Origin of the sequence: Bordetella genomosp. 12, assembly GCF_002261355.1 — a bacterium.
Classification (GTDB): Bacteria; Pseudomonadota; Gammaproteobacteria; order Burkholderiales; family Burkholderiaceae_B; genus Bordetella.
Map to the genome: position 1 here is coordinate 336,200 of NZ_NEVU01000002.1, position 19,426 is coordinate 355,625.

Below are 19,426 nucleotides of genomic sequence, written 5' to 3' on the forward strand. Positions count from 1 at the left end.
GCCGACGAGGTTTAGTAATGGCTTCTGCACTCGGGCGGACCACCGCCCGCTTTGCTGGTTTTCTTCGCGATCATGCCCCGCTGCTCCGCAAGCTACAGTGGGGCATCGTTGCGATATACGCCTTTCTTTTGGTGGTCCCGGTTTTTTTGCCTTTGCCGGGCAACACCGCTTCGGTCTTCAATAATCTCACGGTGCTGGCGCAGTTTGCCTTCTGGGGCATCTGGTGGCCGTTCGTGCTGGTGTCCATGCCTCTGATGGGGCGAGCCTGGTGCGGCTGGTTCTGTCCGGAGGGCATGCTCACCGAATGGGCCAGCGAGCGTGGCCAGGGGCATGCCATTCCGAAATGGATGCGCTGGGGCGGCTGGCCGTTCGTGGCTTTCGCCTTGACCACCGTCTATGGCCAGTTGGTCAGCGTCTACCAGTATCCGCTGGCCGTGCTGGCCGTGCTGGGGGGGTCGACCGTGGCGGCCATGATCGTGGGCTATCGCTACGGACGCAGCAAGCGTGTCTGGTGCAAGTATCTCTGTCCGGTCAACGGGGTGTTCAACTTGCTGGCCAAGTTGGCGCCCTGGCACTACAAGGTCGACGAGGAGGCCTGGCGCCATCCTGTCATTCGCATCGAACCGGTCAACTGTGCGCCGCTCGTGCCGTTGCGGCACATGAAGGGCGCGGGCGACTGCCATATGTGCGGCCGGTGCAGCGATTATCGCGGCGCCATCGCCCTGACGCCCCGTTCTCCCGAAGAGGAAATCGTCGATGTCGCCCATGGTGATGGCTGGCAGACGGTACTGATCTGTTTTGGCCTCATGGGCGTGGCCATTGGCGCTTTCCTGTGGAGCGCCAGCCCCTGGTTCGTGACCTTCAAACAATGGGCAGCGACCTGGCTGATCGAGCACGATGTCACCTGGCCCTTGATCGACAACGCGCCCTGGTTCATCTTGACGCATTACCCCGAGGTCAATGACAGCTTCTCCTGGCTCGATGGCTTGGGGATTCTGGTCTTTGTGGGCGGCGCCGTGCTCTGCGTGGGCGGCGCGGCTTTTCTGGGCTTGTGGCTGGCCGATCGCATCAGTTCGCTGGCGCAGCCGCAGAGCCGGCTGGCCGGCGTACACAAACTGGCCCAGTCCCTGATTCCGTCGGCCGGTATCGGCGTCTTCCTGGGCCTGTCGGCCACCACGGTGACGCTGTTACAGCACGAGGGTGTGCGCACCGGTTGGGTGGCGCCCCTGCGCTTCACCCTGCTGACGCTGGCGGTGCTGTGGTCGCTGCGGCTGGCATGGCGCGTATTGGGTCAGCGCCCCGTCGGCCTGGTGCGCCGCGCGCTGTCCTGGCTGCTGGTAGGCGCGGGCTTGGCGCCGTTTTGCCTGGCCTGGTGGCTGTTCTTCGTGGCCTGGTAAAAAAAGGGCGCGGCTGTATCTGTCGCGCGCGCGGATACGAGGGCTATATTGGCGTCTTCTTCCTGAAGACTTCGCCCTTGCCGCGCAACCGCCATGCCCGACTACCGTTATCGTCTCGTCAATGTATTCGCCGAATCGCTCTTCGGCGGCAATCCTTTGTGCGTCTTTGAAGATGCCCGCGGCATGTCGCGGCAGGTGATGCGCGACCTTGCGCTGCAGTTCAACCTGTCGGAGACGACCTTCGTCCTGGAGCGCCCGCAAGCCGGCGTGGCCGAGGTTTGCATCATGACACCCACGCATGAAATGGCTTTTGCCGGGCACCCGTCGCTGGGCACCGCGCATGTCCTGCGCGACCTGGGGCTGGCGATCGCCGACAGCGTGACGCTGGCCGTGCCTGCCGGGCGGGTGCCGGTCATGGCAAAGGGCGATGTCTGGACCTTGGTGGCACCGTCAACCGAGGCCCCCCGCATGCGGGCCGCCGACGCGAGCCGCGCCGGGGTGGCGGCATTTCTGGGTTTGACGGTCGACGACCTGGCCGGCGATCCGGTGTGGATGGATACCGGAATTGAGCAGTGCGTAGTGCCCTTGGTGTCGCCCGACGCCGTCAGGCGAGCCGTCCCGCAAGACTGCCTTAAATGGGGGGAAAGCCGCGACGGGCGTCGTGTGCTTTACGCCTTTGCTTTCGAGCAGGAGCAGCGCGCAGGCCGCCAGGTGGTGTGCGCGCGTTATTTCAGTGCTCGTGGCGCGGGCGTGGTCGAGGATCCGGGCACCGGATCGGCGTGCGCCAATCTCGGCGGCTGGTTGCTGCTGCAGGGCCGGGACATACCGGGTGGCGTCGTGGTGGAGCAGGGGGATCTGGTGCGGCGCGCCTGCCGCCTCTTTCTGGATGTCGATCCGCAATCACAGCAGATACGCGTGGGCGGCCGGGTGCTGACGCTGGGCGAAGGGACGATACATCTGCCCTGAGGCATCGCTGGCGTGATGCGGCCAGCAGGCAAAAAAAACCCGGGCTCTGGCAGAGCCCGGGAAATCCGGCGATCAATCGTGCGACTGATGCGCGGCGCTTACTTGGCCTTGGCGGGGTCAACCTTTACGTTGTTCTTGACTTGCTTGACGCCTTCCACGCCTCGGGTAACGACGGCGGCCTTATCGGCCTGGGCTGCGGTGCCCACGGTGCCGGTCAGGGTGACCACACCGTTGTTGGTTTCGACAGCGACGTCCAGCGCGCTGAGATCCTTGTCGCCGACCAGGGCGGCCTTCACCTTGCCGGTAATGGCCGAGTCGCTGGCATATTCGCCCACCGATTGCTTGGGTTTTTCGTCAGCGGCGTGAGCCAGGGTGGCGAAAGCCGCAGTGGTGCCCAGGGCGATAGCTGCAAACATTTGACGAGTTTTCATAGTCGTTCTCCCAATGGTTATATTGCTCGGGGACGCTCAATTTTTAGCGCCGCGGCTAGTGGCCGCATTTCCGGGTGCTATTTCTTTCTAAGTGTGCCGCTGAGGATGGACAGCAGCGCGAGCACCAGGAAGACAAAGAACAGAATCTTGGCGATACCGGCAGCGCCGGCGGCTATGCCGCCAAAGCCCAGGACCGCAGCGATGATTGCAATGACGAAGAAAACAACCGCGTAGTACAGCATGACGATTCTCCTCGTTGGGTTGACGCTGGCCGCACAGGGCGGTCAGCGCGGGGCAGATCAGCGGTTCTTATCGAAGAAGTCGTTGACTTCCTTCTGGGCTTCCTGCTTGGTCTTGCCGTAGCGCTCCTGGATGAGGCCCGCGAGGCGTTCTGCATTGCCTTCGGTACGGGTGATCTCGTCGTCGGTGAGTTCGCCCCAGGCCGCCTTGGCCTTTCCGGTCAGTTGCTTCCACTTACCAGCAATGATGTCGTTGTTCATCTCGCCTCCTTGCGTTGCTACTGTTAGGGAGATCGCCTGGCCGGGCGATGCTTCCGTGGGTTACCGATCGGCATGGGTCTACCCTAAAAGCCCGGTGGGCAGGCTGTCAAACTTGGCTGTGGGGGAATGTAACAGGCCGGCAAACCCCGTGGGCACAGGGCCTGCCAGGCGGATTTTCAGAGGGAAAAAAGGGGAAAAGCGCCGCACAGGAGCGGGTATTTTCCCCGGGGCAAAATTTATTTTGGCGTTACATTACGGACAGGTTTTGTCCTAATTTGAAGGGGCTATGTAACTTAATAATTCGTCAGAGCATGCGCCGCAAGGTGTCGTCGCGCTTGATGTAGTGGTGCCAGAGCGCGGCCAGGGCATGCAGGCCGATCACGAAATAGAACAGATTGCCGATGAGTTCATGAGACTCTTTGACGAGCGGCCGCCACTCGGGGTTGGGCGCGGCGATGCGGAAACTCCAGTCCAGGCCGATGAGCGTGACGGGCCGGTCGGCCAGGTTCAGCGTCAGCATGCCCAGAAGGGGTTGAGCCAGGATGAAGATGTACAGCGCCAGATGCGCCAGGCGGGCCAGGATGGACAGCAGCAGGGACTCATTCAGATCGATGGGAGGCTCGTTGCGGGCGCGCCAGCCTATGCGGACCAGCGCCGCAGCCAGCACCAGACAGCCGGCCCACTCGTGGATACCAGTCCAGAAAGGCCTCGACGGGTCGCCCTTGGGGCCTCGGATCTCGATGGCGAGGTAGGCCAGCGCGACCAGCACGGCAGTAATCCAATGCAGGGCGACGGCGCCCCGTGTGTAGCGTGGGGCGGCGGTTAACTCGGACATCGACGGAAGCTCCATGCGTAAGGAGCGCATATCGTAGGGGATCTTAGCTGTCTGTTTGCTTGATCCCGAGCCAATTATTGGGCTTTTTGATGAGAATTGTCGGTGGCGCGCAGGTCAGGCGAAGGCTTTGACCTTCGCCTGCCGCCCTCAACGCTTCTCGGCGACGCGTTGAGCGATATGCGCCAGCGCTTCCTCGACCTGATCGACCAGAATCAGGCACAGGTCGCCCGGCGCCAGACGCGCCAGGGCGCGGTCGATGGCAATGAATTCACCCCGGATTTCTTCGATGTGCGAGGCGCGGCGGGCCTGAGTCAGGCCCTGGCGCAGCAGGGCGATGACCTCGCCGTCCTCGCGCCCGCGCTGGCATTGGTCTTCGTAGAGCAGCACGTCGTCGAAGTGGTCGCCCAGAATCTCGGTCTGCTGGCGCAGATCTTCGTCGCGGCGATCGCCCGCGCCGCTGATGACGACGCTGCGCCGCTTGGCGGGCAGTGCGTCGACGGCTTTGACGAGCGCCAGAATGGCGTCCGGGTTGTGTCCATAGTCGGCAATCAGCGTGGCGCCGCCGTAGTCGAACACATTGAAGCGGCCGGGTGCGGTCTGTGCATCGTTGACGAAGGTCTCCAGCGCCTGGCGGATATGCGCCCAGTCCAGGCCCAGGGCCCAGGCCGCGCCCACGCAGGCCATGGCATTCTCGACCTGGAAGGTGATGGTGCCGTCGCGCGTGAGCGGAATGCGGGCCAGGGGGAGGAGGATTTCTTCGCTGCCTTGCGCGGCGACGATATTGCTGCCTTCGCGATACACGACGCGCTTACCCTGGGCGCGGTGCGTGGCCATGAGAGGATGATTGCGATCCTGAGCGAAGTACGTGACTTCGCCCGGGCAGGCGCTGGCCATGTCGGCGACATGCGAGTCGGCGGCGTTGAGCACGGCCATCCCCTTGCTGCGCACATATTGCACGATCACCCGTTTGACGACCGCCAGGTCCTCGACCGTGCTGATATAGCCCAGGCCGAGATGATCGCCCATGCCGATATTAGTCACGATGGCGACGTCACAGCGGTCAAAGGCCAGGCCTTCGCGCAGGATGCCGCCGCGCGCGGTCTCGAACACGGCCGCATCCACGTCGGGGTGCAGCAGGATGCGGCGCGCGCTGCGCGGGCCGCTGCAGTCGCCGGTGTCGATGCGGCGCTTGCCAACATAGACCCCGTCGGAGTTGGTCATGCCGACCCGTTTGCCGGTGCAGGCCAGGATGTGCGCCGACAAGCGCACGGTCGTGGTCTTGCCATTGGTGCCGGCCACGGCGATGACGGGAATGCGGGCATCGTCGCCGTCGCCGAACATCTGGCCAATGATGGCCTCGCCGACCGCGCGGCCCTTGCCGAACGACGGGTTCAAGTGCATGCGCAGGCCCGGCGCGGCATTGACCTCAACGACTCCGCCGTGCTGATCTTCCAGCGGCAGATGGACGGTCTCGGCCACCACGTCCACGCCGCAGATGTCCAGCCCGATCATGCGGGCTGCCGTGACGGCGCGCGCGGCGAGTTCAGGATGCACTTCGTCGGTGACATCGGTCGCCGAGCCGCCCGTGCTGAGGTTGGCGTTGTTGCGCAGTACGACCAGGGTGCCGGCCGGCGGGACGGTCTCAGGGGTATAGCCTTGCTTGCTCAGCACGCCCTGGGCGATGTCGTCCAGCCGGATCTTGGTCAGCGCGGTGGCATGTCCGTCGCCGCGCAAGGGGTCGGTATTGACCTCGGCCACCAGTTCGCGGATGGTGTGAACGCCATCACCCGTGACTTGCGGCGGATCGCGTCGCGAGGCCGCCACCAGCGTATTGCCGACCACCAGAAGGCGGAAATCGTGGCCGGGGATGTAGCGCTCGACGATGACTTCGGAGCTGATCTGCGCGGCGGCCTCGAAGGCGGCCAGGACGCGCTCGCGTGTTTCGATGTTGACCGCCACGCCGCGTCCCTGGCTGCCGTCGCGCGGCTTGACGACGACCGGGCCGCCCAATTCCTGGGCCGCTTCCCAGGCGGCATCGGCGTCTTCGACCGAGCGGCCCAGCGGCACGGGTACACCGGCGGCGTCCAGCAGCATTTTGGTCAGGTCTTTGTCCTGCGCGATGGACTCAGCGATCGCGCTGGTCCGGTCGGTTTCGGCCGCCTGAATACGGCGTTGCCGGCTGCCCCAGCCGAATTGCACCATGCTGCCCTGGGTCAGCCGGTGAAACGGGATGCCGCGTGCGGTGGCCGCGTTGACGATGGAGCCGGTGGACGGGCCAAGGCGCACGTCTTCGTCGAGCTCGCGCAGGCGGGCAAGCGCCTGGGGCAGGTCAAAGGGCTGGTCCTGGCGGGCAGCCTCGAGCAGCGCCTGGGCCAGCTCCATGGCCAGCCGGCCGACTTCTTCTTCGCTGTATTCGACCACGACCTGAAACACACCCGGTTCGATGGTCGGCGAGGTGCGGCCAAAAGTCACGGGGCAGCCGGCATGGGCCTGCATGGCCAGGGCGCAGGCTTGCAGCACATGCGCCAGCGACACGGCGCCGCTGTGGCCCTCAGGGCGCAAGAGCCCTATCTGGGGAAAGCGCGCGCGCAGCCGTGCCTCGAAATCAGGCATGTCATCGAGAGAGCATTCATTGTCGGCGCAGGCCGCAATGGCTTCTATGGCGGTATTACGGCTCCAGAGATTGGGGCCTCGCAGAGCGCGGATTCGGGAGACTTCCATGGCAGGCTTTCCTGTCGTCGAAGCGCGCCGCCGGGAGGCGGCGCCTATAGAGTGTTTGTCGGTCGTTGTTATTGTTGAATCCAGCGGCGCACCAGGTCGATGGTGGGGCCGGAGAAGGCTTCATCGGATTGCAGCAGGATGAAGTCATCGCTGGCCAGCCCATCGAGCACGTGCTCGATGGCGCGCGCGTGATCGGGTTCGTCCACGATCTGTACCGCACGTCCGCAGTCCTGCAGGCCCTGGCGCAGCAGCGCTCGCGCCTGACCGGCCGGACGACGGCTTTTTACGGTGGTGTCGTCATAGAGCACCACGAGGTCGAAAAGTTGCCCCAAAAGGCGGCCTTGCTCGAGCAGGTCGGCGTCGCGGCGGTCGGCGCCCGCCGAGTAGACGGCTACCCGGCGCTTGGCGGGAAAGCGTTGCACAGCCGCGGCCAGCGCGCGCAGCCCCGAGGCGTTGTGCACATCATCGACCACGACGGTGACGGCGTCGCGCTCGAACACCGTGAACTGCCAGGGGGCGTCGGCCTGATCGATGTCGAAGGTTTCAATGCCGGCGCGAATCAGCTCGACCGCGATATCCAGGGCCCAGGCCGCGGCCACGGCCGCCAGCACGTTCTCGGTCTGGAAGTCCACGCGCGCGCCATGCGTGAGCGGCACCGCGGCGATAGCGGCGAGTCTTTCTTCTTGCGTGCCGCGAGCCAGCACGATCTGGCCTTCGCGGATGAACACCGCACGCTTGCCTTCGGCGCGGTGTTGCACCAAGGCGGGAAGTTGCGGGTCGATGCCGAAGAACAGCACCTCGCCATCGCAGAGTTCGGCCATTTCCACCACGCGCGGATCGCGTGCATTGAGCACGGCAGCGCCCGAGGGCAGAACGACGTCGACCTGGGTGCGAAACACCGTGAACAGACGCTCGGTCTCGTTGATGTCGAAGTCGCCCAGATGGTCGCCCTCGTCGATGTTGGTCACCACGCCGACCTGGCAGCGGTCATAGGCCAGGCCCTGACCCAGAATGACGGCGCTGTCGTTCTCGATGACCGCGGCTTCGACATTGCGGTTCATGAGGACGCGGCGGCCCGCCGCCCAGTTGGCGCAATCGCCTTTCTGCACCAGGCGTTTGTTCAGGTAGAGGCCCTCGCTGCAGGCCAGGCCGGTCTGTTTGCCCGACAGGTGCAGCAAACGGCTGATCAGGCGCGCCACTACGGTCTTGCCGTTGGTGCCCGTCACGCCCACGATGGGAATGCGGCCATCTTCGCCTTCGGGGAAGAGATGGTCGACGATGGCGCGGCCGACCGGGCGCGGGGCGCCGTCGGCGGGTTTCAGGTGCATCAGCAGGCCAGGGCCGGCATTGACTTCGACGATGGCCCCGCGCTGTTCTTCGAGCGGACGCGAAATGTCTTCGGCGACCAGGTCCACGCCGGCGACATCCAGGCCGACCGCGCGGGCCGCGAGGGCCACGAGCTCGGCGGTGTCGGGGTGGACTCGGTCGGTGACATCGAAGGCCACGTTGCCGCTGCGCTGGATCAAGACGCGCCGGCCGGCAGCCGGCACGCTGTCGGCGCTAAGGCCCTGGCGGGCGATTTCGAGCCGGGCCGCGGAATCCAGCCGCACCGGATTGAGCGGGTGGTCCTCGGTGCGCCCGCGACGCGGGTCGGTATTGATCTGGCTGTCGATCAGGTCTTGGACCGTGGAGCTGCCGTCACCGGTGATCCAGGCGGGCTCGCCGGCGGCCGCGGCCACCAGGCGGTCTCCGACCACCAGCAAGCGGTGCTCATTGCCGGGCACGAAGCGCTCGACGATGACGCCGCTGCCTTCATCCACCGCCACCGCATAGGCCGATTCGACCTCCTCGCGGCTGGACAGATTGGTGAACACCCCGCGGCCATGATTGCCGTCATAGGGTTTGACGACCACGGGCAGGCCGATGCTTTCGGCGGCTTGCCAGGCCTGTTCGACGCTGTCGACCAATTGGCCCTCGGGCACGGGCACGCCGCAGGTCTGCAGCACGCTCTTGGTCAGGTCTTTGTCGCGCGAGATGCCTTCGGCGATGGCGCTGGTGCGGTCGGTTTCGGCCGTCCAGATGCGGCGCTGGCGCGCGCCGTAGCCGAATTGCACCAGGTTGCCTTCGAACAGGCGCGTGTAGGCGATGTCGCGATCATCGGCGGCATCCACGATGCAGGCCGTGCTGGGCCCCAGGCAGTGACGGTCCACCAGACGGCGCAGATCCGATACGGCCTGCTCGACATCAAACGGACGGTCTTCGATGGCGGCCATGACCAGGTCGCGGGCCGTGGACAGCGCGGCGCGGGTCACCACCTCGTGCCAGGCGCGCACGACGACTTTGTACACACCCACCGTGGATGTTTCGCGCGCTTTGCCGAAGCCGCCGGGCAGTCCGGCCAGGTTTTGCAGCTCCAGCGTGACATGTTCCAGGATGTGCGCCGGCCAGGTGCCTTCGCGCAGGCGCTGCAGAAAACCGCCGCGCACGCCCGGGCTGCAACGGTGTTCGATCAGCGTGGGCAGCCAGGCGGTCAGGCGTTCATAAAAGCCCGGAATGACATTGGAGGGGCACTCTTCCAGCGCGCCGATGTCGACCCACGCCTCGAGCACGGGACGATACGTCCAAATGTTCGGGCCGCGCAAAGCCACGACATCGAGAAATTCAATGTCCTTCTTTTTCATGATTCGTTCTTTGGTTATGGCGCTTGGCTCGCGCAGGGAATCCGGGTCGCGAGTCGGTCCGGAGGGCGCACGGAGAAAATGAAGTGCCAAGCGGGATTATGCGGGGGTATTTCCTACGGTGGAAAATATGAAAACCGGCTGCTACTATACGCCGCCTTTTCGGCCATATAAACTCGCGTTGTTGTAAGGAACGGACAGGTTTTCCGCCCTTGGTGGGGCAGGATGCCGCCAAGGCGGGTCGAAGCTTGGCTCGAAACGCGTTCTGATGAAAAAACACGATCCTAATTCCGGCGCTCTGGGGCGCGAGTTACCTGCGAAATGGCAAGCCGATGTCGACGCTGAGTTGCACGCCGGCGAGACGCTGCTGGGCTGGCTTGAGACCGATCTTGACGCACGTCTGTGCTTTCGTCCAGGCCTGGTACTGGTAACAGACAGCCGCTTGCTGGCCCGCGCACCCGAAGACGGTCAGTGGCGCGCCTATCCGTTCGCCCCTGGCCAGCACCTCAGCCTGCAGGACCACGCTGGCGCCGTCTGTCTGGAGCTGGATGACGGCCATGAACGGCTCGGCCAGTGGCGGTTTACCCTGGGCCGTAACCCGGCCGCGCTGAAGCTGCTGACGGCTTTCGAGGGCCAGCAGGCCTTGCGGCTGTCGCAGACCGTGGCGCCAATCCAACAGGAAGCCGTCTGCCCGACCTGCCAGAATCCCATTCCCCAAGGTCAGGACGACTGTCCCACGTGTGACGAGGAGGCGCAACCCTCTTCGACCTGGGCCTTGCTGCGGCTTTGGCGCTTCGCCCATCCCTATCGCTTCCCGCTGATCAGCGGCTTCATCCTGACGCTGTTGGCCACCGCCGCCACGCTGGTGCCGCCTTACCTCACCATGCCTCTGATGGATGAGGTGCTGATTCCGTTCCAGAACGGGGAAGTCATCGATTACAACAAGGTGCGGCTCTATTTGGGCGGGCTGTTGGCATCTGCGCTGGTCGCCTGGGCCCTAGGATGGGCGCGCACCTATATTCTGGCCTGGGTGAGCGAGCGCATCGGGGCCGACTTGCGCACCACGACCTACGCGCATCTGCAGACCCTGTCGCTGGAGTATTTCGGCGGCAAGCGTACCGGAGACCTGATGGCGCGCATCGGCAGCGAGAGCGACCGCATCTGCGTCTTCATGTCCTTGCATCTGCTGGACTTCGCCACCGATGTGCTCATGATCACCATGACCGCGGTGATTCTGTTCACGATCAATCCCTGGCTGGCGCTCGTCACCTTGCTGCCGCTGCCCTTCATCATGTGGATGATCCACGTGGTGCGGGATCGTCTGCGCCATGGCTTCGAGAAGGTGGACCGCATCTGGGGCGAGATCACCAATGTCCTGGCCGATACGATTCCGGGCATTCGCGTGGTCAAGGCCTTTGCGCAGGAAAAGCGCGAGGTGCAGCGTTTTCGCGAGGCGAACAACCGCAATCTGGAGGTCAACGACCGGGTCAACACCGTGTGGTCGCTGTTCTCGCCCACGGTCACGCTGCTGACCGAAATCGGCTTGCTGATTGTGTGGATCTTCGGCATCTGGCAGGTCTCGCAGAAGCAGATTACCGTCGGCGTGCTGGCGGCGTTTCTGGCTTACATCGGGCGCTTCTATACCCGTCTGGATTCCATGAGCCGCATCGTGTCGGTCACGCAAAAGGCGGCCGCCGGCGCCAAGCGCATTTTCGATATTCTCGATCACGTCTCCAGCGTACCGGAGCCGCAGAAACCGGTGACTTTGCCCCCGGTGCAAGGGCGCATCGAGTTGCGCGATGTGGGCTTCCGGTATGGCAACCGTTCGGTCATCCGGGGCATGAACCTGGCTATCGCGCCCGGAGAAATGATAGGTCTGGTGGGCCACAGCGGGTCGGGCAAGAGCACGCTGATCAATTTGATCTGCCGCTTCTACGATGTCTCCGAGGGAGCCATTCTGGTCGATGGCCTGGATATCCGGTCGCTGCGTGTCGCCGATTACCGCGGCAACATCGGGCTGGTGCTGCAAGAGCCTTTTCTGTTTTTCGGCACCATTGCCGAGAACATCGCTTACGGCAAACCCGAGGCCACCCGTGAAGAGATCATCGCGGCGGCGCGAGCCGCGCACGCTCACGAGTTCATCTTGCGGCTGCCGCACGGTTATGACTCGTTGGTGGGCGAGCGCGGGCAGGCCTTGTCCGGCGGTGAGCGCCAGCGCATCTCCATCGCCCGCGCCTTGCTGATCGACCCGCGTATCCTCATCCTCGATGAGGCGACCTCGTCGGTGGACACCACCACCGAGAAAGAAATCCAGAAGGCGCTGGACAATCTGGTACGCGGGCGCACCACACTGGCCATCGCGCACCGCCTGAGCACGTTGCGGCGCGCCAACCGGCTGGTCGTGCTGGACCGGGGCCGCATTGTCGAAGAGGGCACGCATGAGGTCCTGATGGCGGCCGAGGGGGCTTACTACAAGCTCTACCAGGCGCAGGCCCGCAACAATGAAAACGAGGGCGGCGATGGCGACATCGCCGAGGTGGCATGACGGGGCGCGGCAAGGCGATGGAGTTTCAGTTGCGGCGCAATGAGATGGGCAAGCTGGTGCTCACGCTCAATGGCCAGACGCACGACGGCGTGATGCCGGTGCGGGCTTTCCCCATCAGCGCGCCGGCGGGCGGCTTGTCTCTGGTGACCCACGATGGGCGCGAGGTGCTGTGGCTGGACAGCCTCGACAGCGCGCCAGCGGCTGCGCGCGCCTTGATCGAGGAGGATCTGGCCGGGCGCGAGTTCATGCCCGAGATCCGGCGCATCGCCTCGGTGTCCACCTATGCCACGCCGTCGACCTGGCAAGTCGAGACGGATCGTGGTGACACGCAGTTCGTGCTGCGCGGCGAGGAAGACATCCGTCGCCTGGCCGGTCAGACGCTGCTGATCTCCGACAGCCACGGCATCCATTATCTGATCCGCGACGCCTTGGCGCTGGACCGCCACAGCCGCAAGATACTCGACCGCTTTCTCTAGTCGCCCCGGCGCAGCGGCGTATGCCGCGCCAGTTCATCCAGATATTCATTCACGGCCGTGGTTTCGCGGCCCAGAAAGTCGTCGATTGCCGCGGCAAACCTCGGGTCGGCGATCCAATGCGCCGATTGCGTGGGGACGGGCATGAGGCCGCGGGCCATCTTGTGTTCGCCCTGCGCGCCGCCTTCAAAGCGGCTCAAGCCCTGCCTGATGCAGTATTCGATGGCCTGCATATAGCAGGTCTCGAAGTGCAGGCCGGGCAGGAACTGCATCGTGCCCCAGTAGCGTCCGTATAAGGCATCCCCGCCGCGCAGGTTCAGGGCGCAGGCAAGGGGCTGTCCTTGCCGGTGCGCCAGCACGAGCACCAGGCTGTCGGACTGCTCGGCCAGCAGGCGTTCGAAGAACGCCGCCGTCAAGTAGGGCGGGTTGCCATGCTCGAGATAGGTGCGTTCATAGCAGGCATAGAAAAAAGCCAGTTCCGCCGTGCCGATCTGCCGCCCGCTCAGATGCTGGAAACTCACCCCCTGGGCATGGACTTTCTTTCTGTCCTGACGCAGTTTTTTGCGCTTGTCATGGTTAAAACCCGCCAGAAATGAATCGAAGTCCGCATGCCCTGCATTGCGCCAATGGAATTGCACGCCCTCGCGTACCAGACAGCCCGCCTGGCGCAGGGCGGCGATGTCATCGGGCGGCGCGAACAGCACATGCAGGGAGGACAGCTTCAACGTCGAGGCCAGGTCGACCAGTCCTTGCGCGAGTAGGCGCCGGGCCGGGGCATCGACGGCGAGCAGGCGCGGCCCGGGCACCGGTGTGAAGGGCACGGCAGCCAGCAACTTTGGGTAGTAGCGCAAGCCATGGCGTTCGTAGGCGTCTGCCCAGGCGTGGTCAAAGACGTATTCGCCCCGGGAGTGGGTTTTGAGATAGAGCGGCACCGCACCGGCCAACTGTCCGGCGTGGTGCAGGGTCAGGAAAAACGGCGTCCAGCCGCTGCGCGGGCTGGCGCAACCCGTTTCGTGCAGCGCCGAAAAATAGGCGTGCGACAGCGTGGGGTGCTCGCCTGCCAGCCTGTCCCATTGACGGGGATCGAGACTGGCCAGGGGGGTGTCGACTTGCAGGCGGTAAGCGTCATCCATGCCGCAATGATAAAGTCCCGGCGAGATGCGCGAAGCGCGACAACAGGAACACGATGCAGGAACAGGGCAACAGCCTCAGAGCGCGGGCCTTGGCGGCCCTGGCCGCCCGGTCCTGGCAGGACAAGCTGGCCGCGGTGGCGGCGCTGGATGCGACGGCAGGCGTCGGCGCGGATGCCCCCCTGGCAGCCGCGCCCGGCCTGCCGGGTCGTCCGGAACGCCCCGAGCTGGTGCCGCCCGGCCAGGTCCGTCAGCGATCGGTGCAAACGGCGGCGGGGCGCGCGGCGCTGCTGCACGCGCTGGCGCATATTGAATTCAACGCGATCAATCTCGCGCTGGATGCGATCTGGCGCTTCCCCGGTTTGCCGGATCGCTTCTATCTGGACTGGCTGAGCGTGGCGCGCGAAGAGGCCTATCACTTCGACATGCTCAACCGCCATCTGGGCAGTCTGGGGCATGGCTATGGCGACTTTCCGGCGCACAATGGGCTGTGGGAGATGGCCGAGAGGACGCGCGGCGATCTGCTGGCGCGCCTGGCGCTGGTGCCCCGGACGCTGGAAGCGCGCGGCCTGGATGCGTCGCCGCTGATCCGCGACAAGTTGGCGCAGGCGGGTGACGCTGAGGGCGCGCGGATCCTGGAGATCATCCTGCGCGACGAAATCGGGCATGTGGCGATTGGCAACCACTGGTATCGGCATTTCTGCGCCTTGCAGGGCCGTGAGCCCCTGGGCGCCTATGCCGAACTGGCCGAGCAATACGGCGCGCCCCGGCAGCGCGGCCCGTTTAATGTGCCGGCGCGCCGCGCCGCGGGTTTCGATGACGCCGAGATCGAAGTCCTGCAGCGGCAGGCCCAGGCGTAGCCGCGCAGGACCTGGCGCGTTTAGAATGCCCGCATGAAGACGTTTCCGATTCTGCTTGCCGCGGCCTTGCTGGCCGCCGGCCCTGCCCACGCCGAGACCACCGCCGAAGATCTGGCTGCCTACCGGCAATGCCTGACCGAGTTGCGCGCCAAGGCGCCGCAAGCCGGCGTGAGTGTCGCCAGCTATGACCGCTATACCCAGGACCTGACGCCGGATATGGATGTCATCGGCTTGCTCGATGCCCAGCCCGAATTCAAAACCCCCATATGGGATTACATGGCCGGGCTGGTCGACGCCCAACGCGTTGACGACGGCCGCCAGGGGCTGGAGCAATGGGGCCAGGTGCTCGCGCGCGCGCAGAAGGAATTTGGCGTTGACCCGGCCACGGTGGTGGCCGTGTGGGGCGTCGAAAGCAATTTCGGCAAAAATCTGGGGGGGCGGCCCTTGCTGACCTCCTTGTCCACCTTGAGTTGCTTTGGCCGCCGGCAAAGTTATTTCCGGGGTGAGTTCCTGGCCACGTTGCGCATCGTGCAGGACGAGCACGTCAACCTGGACCGCCTCAAGGGCTCATGGGCCGGCGCCTTTGGCCAGACGCAATTCATGCCGTCGACCTATCTGCGGCTGGCGGTGGACTTCGATGGCGATGGCCGCCGCGATCTCATCGATAGCGTGCCCGACGCGCTGGGCTCGACGGCCAATTTCCTCAAACGTGCCGGCTGGAATAGCGCTTTGCCCTGGGGGTTCGAAGTCAGCTTGCCGCAGGACATGGACACCTCGGCGGCGGGAAGGCGCAATAAACAGCCCATGTCGGCCTGGGCGGCGCGCGGCATCAAGCGTGTCGATGGTCAACCGTTGCCGGCCGGCGATACGCCCGTCGGCCTGCTGCTGCCGGCCGGGCCTCAGGGGCCGGCTTTTCTGGTGACGCGCAATTTCGATGCGCTGTATTCCTATAACGCCGCCGAGAGCTATGCCTTGGCCATCGCGCATCTGTCGGATCGGCTGCGGGGCGGCATGCCCTTTGCACGCGCCTGGCCCACGGATGATCCCGGGCTGTCGCGCGCCGAGCGCAAAGAGATCCAGGAGTTGCTGGTTGCGCGAGGCTATGACATCGGAACGCCCGACGGCGTCATTGGCACCCGCACGCGCCAGGCGCTGCAGACGGTGCAGCGCGAACTGGGCTTGCCGGACGACGGCCGTGCGGGCCAGAAGACCTTGAAGGCCTTGCGCGCGCAGCGCTGAGCGCCTGCCGCCGGGCCGCCGCGGCGGCCTTGCGTCTATACTGGCCATCCCCGACAGCCCGAAGGAGTGCGTGATGAGTCTTCTGGACACGTTGTCATCGATGGCCGGTGGCGATAGCAACCGTGGTGCCGCGGCCTCGCTGGTGCCCGCGCTGATAGAACTGGTGGGTAAATATCCCGGAGGCCTGAGCGCGCTGCTGCAACAGTTGCAGCAAGGCGGCTTCGGGGCCATCGTGGCCTCTTGGCTGGGGTCCGGGCCAAATGAGCCGGTCTCGCCCGAGCAGCTCGGCTCGGCTTTGGATCCCGGCGTGGTCAATGGTCTGGCCGAGCGTACCGGGCAGGATCGCGCAGCGGTGCTCGAGGGCTTGAGCTTTATTCTGCCCAAGGTGGTGGATCAGGCTTCACCCCAAGGTGAGGTTCAGCCCGAGCAGGGGCTGGATGCCAGCAAGCTGCTGGGCTCGCTGGCCAGCCTGCTGGGCGGGCGCGGCCAGGCCGGATAGCTCAGGCACGCCGCCGCACGCGGGCCGTCGTGGCGGCGGCCGGCGAGCCCGGTTCGCCGCGCCGCGAATTCTTTGCGCGGACCAGTACTTGCGGCCAATAGCCGGGCACCAGGGATTCGACGACACTGCTGCCGGTAGAATCGCGGCGATCTCACGCCCCTTCGTCGAAATAATCCGACATCCTCGCCCGCGGGACGCGTGCGGCGCCGATGACGGGCGGAGTTTTTCCCGTACCCGCTATCCGGGCGGCTATGATCCTAACCCTTGCGGACTTGCGACTTAGATCTTTGTTCTGATGCGTCGACTCGATTTACGCCGCCTGATCCTGGGGCTGAGCATACTGTCCCTGCTGCTGGCCATGGCCGGCGCGCTGTATGCCAGCACCGTGGTACAGCGGGAAATCCTTCTGGGCAGTTCGTTGGAGGACAATCGTGCCTTCGCGCAAAAGCTGGCGCGCAGCGCCGATATCTTTCTGCGCGAGAGTTTGAGCGAGCTGGCGTACTCGGCCCGGCTGATCGGCAGCGAGGGCGGCACCCAGCCCAGCGTGCAGCGTGAGATCGAACGCCTCAAGAATCAGAGCGGCAGCTTCAACGCCACTGCCTTCGTCAATGCCGACGGCGTGATCACCGGCATCACGCCATCAGAGCCTGGCGTGGCCGGCCGTCAGGTCAGCACCAATGCCATGGAGCAGGCGCTCAACAGCCGCCTGCCGCGCATCAGCGACCCCTTTCTGTCGCCGGGCGGGCGCTGGATCGTCGCCATCTCCCAGCCCGTGTTTCTGCCCGATGGCCGTTTCGGCGGCTTCATCATGGGACTGCTGTATCTGCACGAACGCAATGCCCTGGGCGAAATATTGGGCGAGCAAACACATCGCAACGGCGCCTACCAGTATGTGGTGGATCAGCGCGGCGTTCTGCTGTTTCACCCCAATCTGCGCCGGGTGGGGCAGATCGTCGAGCAGAACGCCGCCGTGCATGATTTGATGAGCGGCCTGGAAGGCGCCCAGCGGCTGGTCAATACGGAGGGCATCGATATGCTCAGCGGCTACGCCTTGCTGCGCGAAACCGGCTGGGGCGTGGTGGCCCAACGACCGACGGAGGCCGTACTCTCGCGCACGCGGCTGCTGCTGCTGCGGACCATCCAGACCTCACTGCCCTGGTTGTGCCTGTCGCTCTTGTGTGTGTGGTGGCTGGCCAACCGTATTGCGCGCCCCTTGGCGCAACTGGCCGGCGCGGCGGCCGATCTGGATAAGCCTCGTGCGGCCGACAGGCTGGCGGGGGTCGGCGCCTGGTATCGCGAAGCCGAGCAGTTGAAAACGGCCTTGGCCGCCGTCAGCCGCAAGATAGGCACGAAGTTCAATCAGTTACGGCAGGATAGCCTGACCGACGCGCTCACGGGCTTGCTCAATCGGCGGGGTCTGGATGAAATCCTGCAAAGCGAGCCGCGTTATGGACGCGCGATGGCGATTCTGGCCGTGGACATCGATCATTTCAAATCCATCAATGACGGCCTGGGTCATGCTGCAGGAGATGCGGTGATCCGGGGTATTGCCGCATTGCTGCGCAGCCGCGCGCGCGCCAGCGATGTGCTGGGCCGGCTGGGCGGAGAGGAGTTCGTGGTGATTCTGCCCAACACCGACCGGCCGCAGGCACTGCTGGCCGCCGAGCGCATCCGCGCCGCCGTGGAGACGTTTCAGGCGGTGCCAGGCGGCGCGTGTACGGTCTCGGTGGGGGTGGCGGTCTATCCGCATGAAGGGGCCTCCCTGACCGAAGTGTTGGGACGGGCAGACGAGGCGCTCTACGAGGCCAAGCGTGGCGGACGCAACCGCGTGTGCGATGCCGCCAGCATGGACAGTGCTTGAGCGGGCTGACCGATGAGGCCGTCAGTGTTGCGCGGTCTGCAGCCAGGGCAGGGGGCAGGGGCTGACGACAAAGCACTGACCGGCGTTGTCCTGTTTCCAGACAAAGCCGGCTGCCATGCGGCCAGCCATGGGCAGCATCAGAACATGCGGTTCCCCGCGGAAGTCGCCTTCCCAGCCGGCCGCTTCGGCCGCGGCTTGCGCCTCATTGAAGGCGGCGCGCCACGCATCGCGCGTGAACCCTTCATCCACGCTATCCTCGGACAAGGCCATCGCCTCGGCCACGGTAAGAAGAAAGTCCCAGCCCGTATCGATGGGGGGGATGCAATAGACATGCCAGTTCATACGTCGCCGTGCTCCTTGTTTGGAGCAGTGTAGCCAAGGCGGCCAAGGTTTGTTCAAGCCCATTGAGGACGGCGGCACCGCCAGCCTGATGGCTCATGCGGCGAATCGCGCTGTCGTTGCGGCGCATCACGACGAGGGAATTATCATGACTTTCCGCACTGCCTTGATCACCGGCTCCTCACGCGGCATCGGCGCGGCCATTGCCAGCCGGCTCGCCCGGGATGGCTACGCCGTCGCCATCAATTACGCTACGCGCGGCGACGATGCACAGGCGCTGGCCGATCAGTTGCGCGCCCAGGGCGGCCCGGTGTTGGCCCTGCAAGGCGATGTGGCCGATGCGGCCAGCGCGGCCGCGCTCTTCGATCGCGTGCAGGCCGAGTGGGGCGGCCTGGACGTGCTGGTCAACAATGCGGGCGTACTGCAGACCGTACCCCTGGCTGACGCCAGCGACGCCGAGTTTGACCAAATGATGAACATCAACGTGCGTGGCGTGTTCAATATGCTCAGGCTCGCGGCGCAGCGTCTGCGCGCGGGGGGCGCCATCGTCAATGTCTCCAGCACGCTGGTGGCGACCAATCTGCCGGGCTATGGCGTCTATGTTGCCAGCAAGGCCGCGGTCGAAGGCTTTACGCGCGTGCTGGCCAAGGAGCTGCGTGGCCGGGATATTACCGTCAACGCCGTGGCGCCGGGCCCGGTGGCCACGGATCTTTTCCTGTCGGGCAAGTCGGCCGAGCAAATCGCCGGCTTTGCGAAAGCCGCCCCGCTCGAACGCCTGGGCGAGCCCGCCGACATCGCCAACGTGGTGGCGTTTCTGGCCGGCCCGGATGGCCGCTGGGTGCACGGGCAAGTACTGCGCGCCAATGGCGGTCTGGCCTGAAGCCCCCCCGGCGGCCTTGGGCCGGCAAGCGTTAAAGTGACACTTTGTCCAGGCCGGCGGGGGGCGGTTTCC

At 65.1% G+C, this 19,426-nt stretch carries 17 protein-coding genes; 9 read left to right on the plus strand and 8 right to left on the minus strand.

What is annotated here, in order from left to right:
- Nucleotides 1-17: 17 nt before the first annotated feature.
- On the plus strand, nucleotides 18-1,397 hold the full coding sequence (locus tag CAL22_RS06940) for a 4Fe-4S binding protein (RefSeq protein ID WP_094811706.1): 1,380 nt from the start codon (nucleotides 18-20) through the stop codon (nucleotides 1,395-1,397).
- A gap of 93 nt (nucleotides 1,398-1,490) precedes the next feature.
- The gene (locus CAL22_RS06945; RefSeq protein ID WP_094811708.1) at nucleotides 1,491-2,363 is read left to right on the plus strand and encodes a PhzF family phenazine biosynthesis protein; all 873 of its coding nucleotides are present in this window, start codon (nucleotides 1,491-1,493) and stop codon (nucleotides 2,361-2,363) included.
- A gap of 98 nt (nucleotides 2,364-2,461) precedes the next feature.
- On the opposite strand, the gene CAL22_RS06950 is transcribed toward CAL22_RS06945, so the two are convergent.
- From CAL22_RS06950 to cphA (CAL22_RS06975), 6 genes are all read right to left on the minus strand, one after another.
- Nucleotides 2,462-2,794: a BON domain-containing protein gene (locus tag CAL22_RS06950; RefSeq protein WP_094811710.1), complete on the minus strand. Its 333-nt coding sequence runs from the start codon at nucleotides 2,792-2,794 to the stop codon at nucleotides 2,462-2,464.
- A gap of 77 nt (nucleotides 2,795-2,871) precedes the next feature.
- Complete coding sequence (locus tag CAL22_RS06955) at nucleotides 2,872-3,036, minus strand: DUF1328 domain-containing protein (protein WP_005012396.1); 165 nt, start codon at nucleotides 3,034-3,036, stop codon at nucleotides 2,872-2,874.
- Between the two features lie 57 nt (nucleotides 3,037-3,093).
- Complete coding sequence (locus CAL22_RS06960; protein WP_094811712.1) at nucleotides 3,094-3,294, minus strand: CsbD family protein; 201 nt, start codon at nucleotides 3,292-3,294, stop codon at nucleotides 3,094-3,096.
- A gap of 304 nt (nucleotides 3,295-3,598) precedes the next feature.
- The gene (locus tag CAL22_RS06965) at nucleotides 3,599-4,129 is read right to left on the minus strand and encodes a cytochrome b (protein WP_094811714.1); all 531 of its coding nucleotides are present in this window, start codon (nucleotides 4,127-4,129) and stop codon (nucleotides 3,599-3,601) included.
- 147 nt (nucleotides 4,130-4,276) lie between these two features.
- Complete coding sequence (cphA, locus tag CAL22_RS06970) at nucleotides 4,277-6,850, minus strand: cyanophycin synthetase (RefSeq protein ID WP_094811716.1); 2,574 nt, start codon at nucleotides 6,848-6,850, stop codon at nucleotides 4,277-4,279.
- Between the two features lie 68 nt (nucleotides 6,851-6,918).
- The gene (cphA, locus tag CAL22_RS06975; RefSeq protein ID WP_167383573.1) at nucleotides 6,919-9,531 is read right to left on the minus strand and encodes a cyanophycin synthetase; all 2,613 of its coding nucleotides are present in this window, start codon (nucleotides 9,529-9,531) and stop codon (nucleotides 6,919-6,921) included.
- Between the two features lie 265 nt (nucleotides 9,532-9,796).
- Here cphA (CAL22_RS06975) and CAL22_RS06980 point away from each other — a divergent pair, with 265 nt between their 5' ends.
- Complete coding sequence (locus CAL22_RS06980; protein WP_094811718.1) at nucleotides 9,797-12,073, plus strand: ABC transporter ATP-binding protein; 2,277 nt, start codon at nucleotides 9,797-9,799, stop codon at nucleotides 12,071-12,073.
- A complete protein-coding gene (locus CAL22_RS06985; protein ID WP_094811720.1) occupies nucleotides 12,070-12,549 on the plus strand; it encodes a DUF1854 domain-containing protein in 480 nt (159 codons plus the stop codon). The genes CAL22_RS06980 and CAL22_RS06985 overlap by 4 nt, the downstream gene beginning before the upstream one ends.
- On the opposite strand, the gene CAL22_RS06990 is transcribed toward CAL22_RS06985, so the two are convergent.
- Nucleotides 12,546-13,679, minus strand: a complete 1,134-nt coding sequence (locus tag CAL22_RS06990; protein ID WP_094811721.1) for a GNAT family N-acetyltransferase — start codon at nucleotides 13,677-13,679, stop codon at nucleotides 12,546-12,548. The genes CAL22_RS06985 and CAL22_RS06990 overlap by 4 nt on opposite strands.
- 53 nt (nucleotides 13,680-13,732) lie before the next feature.
- Between CAL22_RS06990 and CAL22_RS06995 the strand changes: the two genes are divergently transcribed.
- The 4 genes from CAL22_RS06995 (at nucleotide 13,733) to CAL22_RS07010 (ending at nucleotide 18,135) form a co-directional block, all read left to right on the plus strand.
- Complete coding sequence (locus CAL22_RS06995) at nucleotides 13,733-14,536, plus strand: ferritin-like domain-containing protein (protein ID WP_094811723.1); 804 nt, start codon at nucleotides 13,733-13,735, stop codon at nucleotides 14,534-14,536.
- A gap of 33 nt (nucleotides 14,537-14,569) precedes the next feature.
- Nucleotides 14,570-15,775, plus strand: coding sequence for a lytic murein transglycosylase (locus CAL22_RS07000; RefSeq protein ID WP_094811725.1), 1,206 nt, complete (start codon nucleotides 14,570-14,572; stop codon nucleotides 15,773-15,775).
- A gap of 73 nt (nucleotides 15,776-15,848) precedes the next feature.
- Nucleotides 15,849-16,274, plus strand: coding sequence for a YidB family protein (locus CAL22_RS07005; protein WP_094811726.1), 426 nt, complete (start codon nucleotides 15,849-15,851; stop codon nucleotides 16,272-16,274).
- Nucleotides 16,275-16,569: 295 nt separating this feature from the next.
- Entirely contained in the window at nucleotides 16,570-18,135 is a 1,566-nt protein-coding gene (locus CAL22_RS07010; protein WP_094811728.1) for a sensor domain-containing diguanylate cyclase, read from the plus strand.
- Nucleotides 18,136-18,156: 21 nt separating this feature from the next.
- On the opposite strand, the gene CAL22_RS07015 is transcribed toward CAL22_RS07010, so the two are convergent.
- Complete coding sequence (locus tag CAL22_RS07015) at nucleotides 18,157-18,477, minus strand: hypothetical protein (RefSeq protein WP_094811730.1); 321 nt, start codon at nucleotides 18,475-18,477, stop codon at nucleotides 18,157-18,159.
- A gap of 145 nt (nucleotides 18,478-18,622) precedes the next feature.
- Here CAL22_RS07015 and CAL22_RS07020 point away from each other — a divergent pair, with 145 nt between their 5' ends.
- Entirely contained in the window at nucleotides 18,623-19,354 is a 732-nt protein-coding gene (locus tag CAL22_RS07020; RefSeq protein ID WP_094813482.1) for an SDR family oxidoreductase, read from the plus strand.
- Nucleotides 19,355-19,426 lie beyond the last annotated feature (72 nt).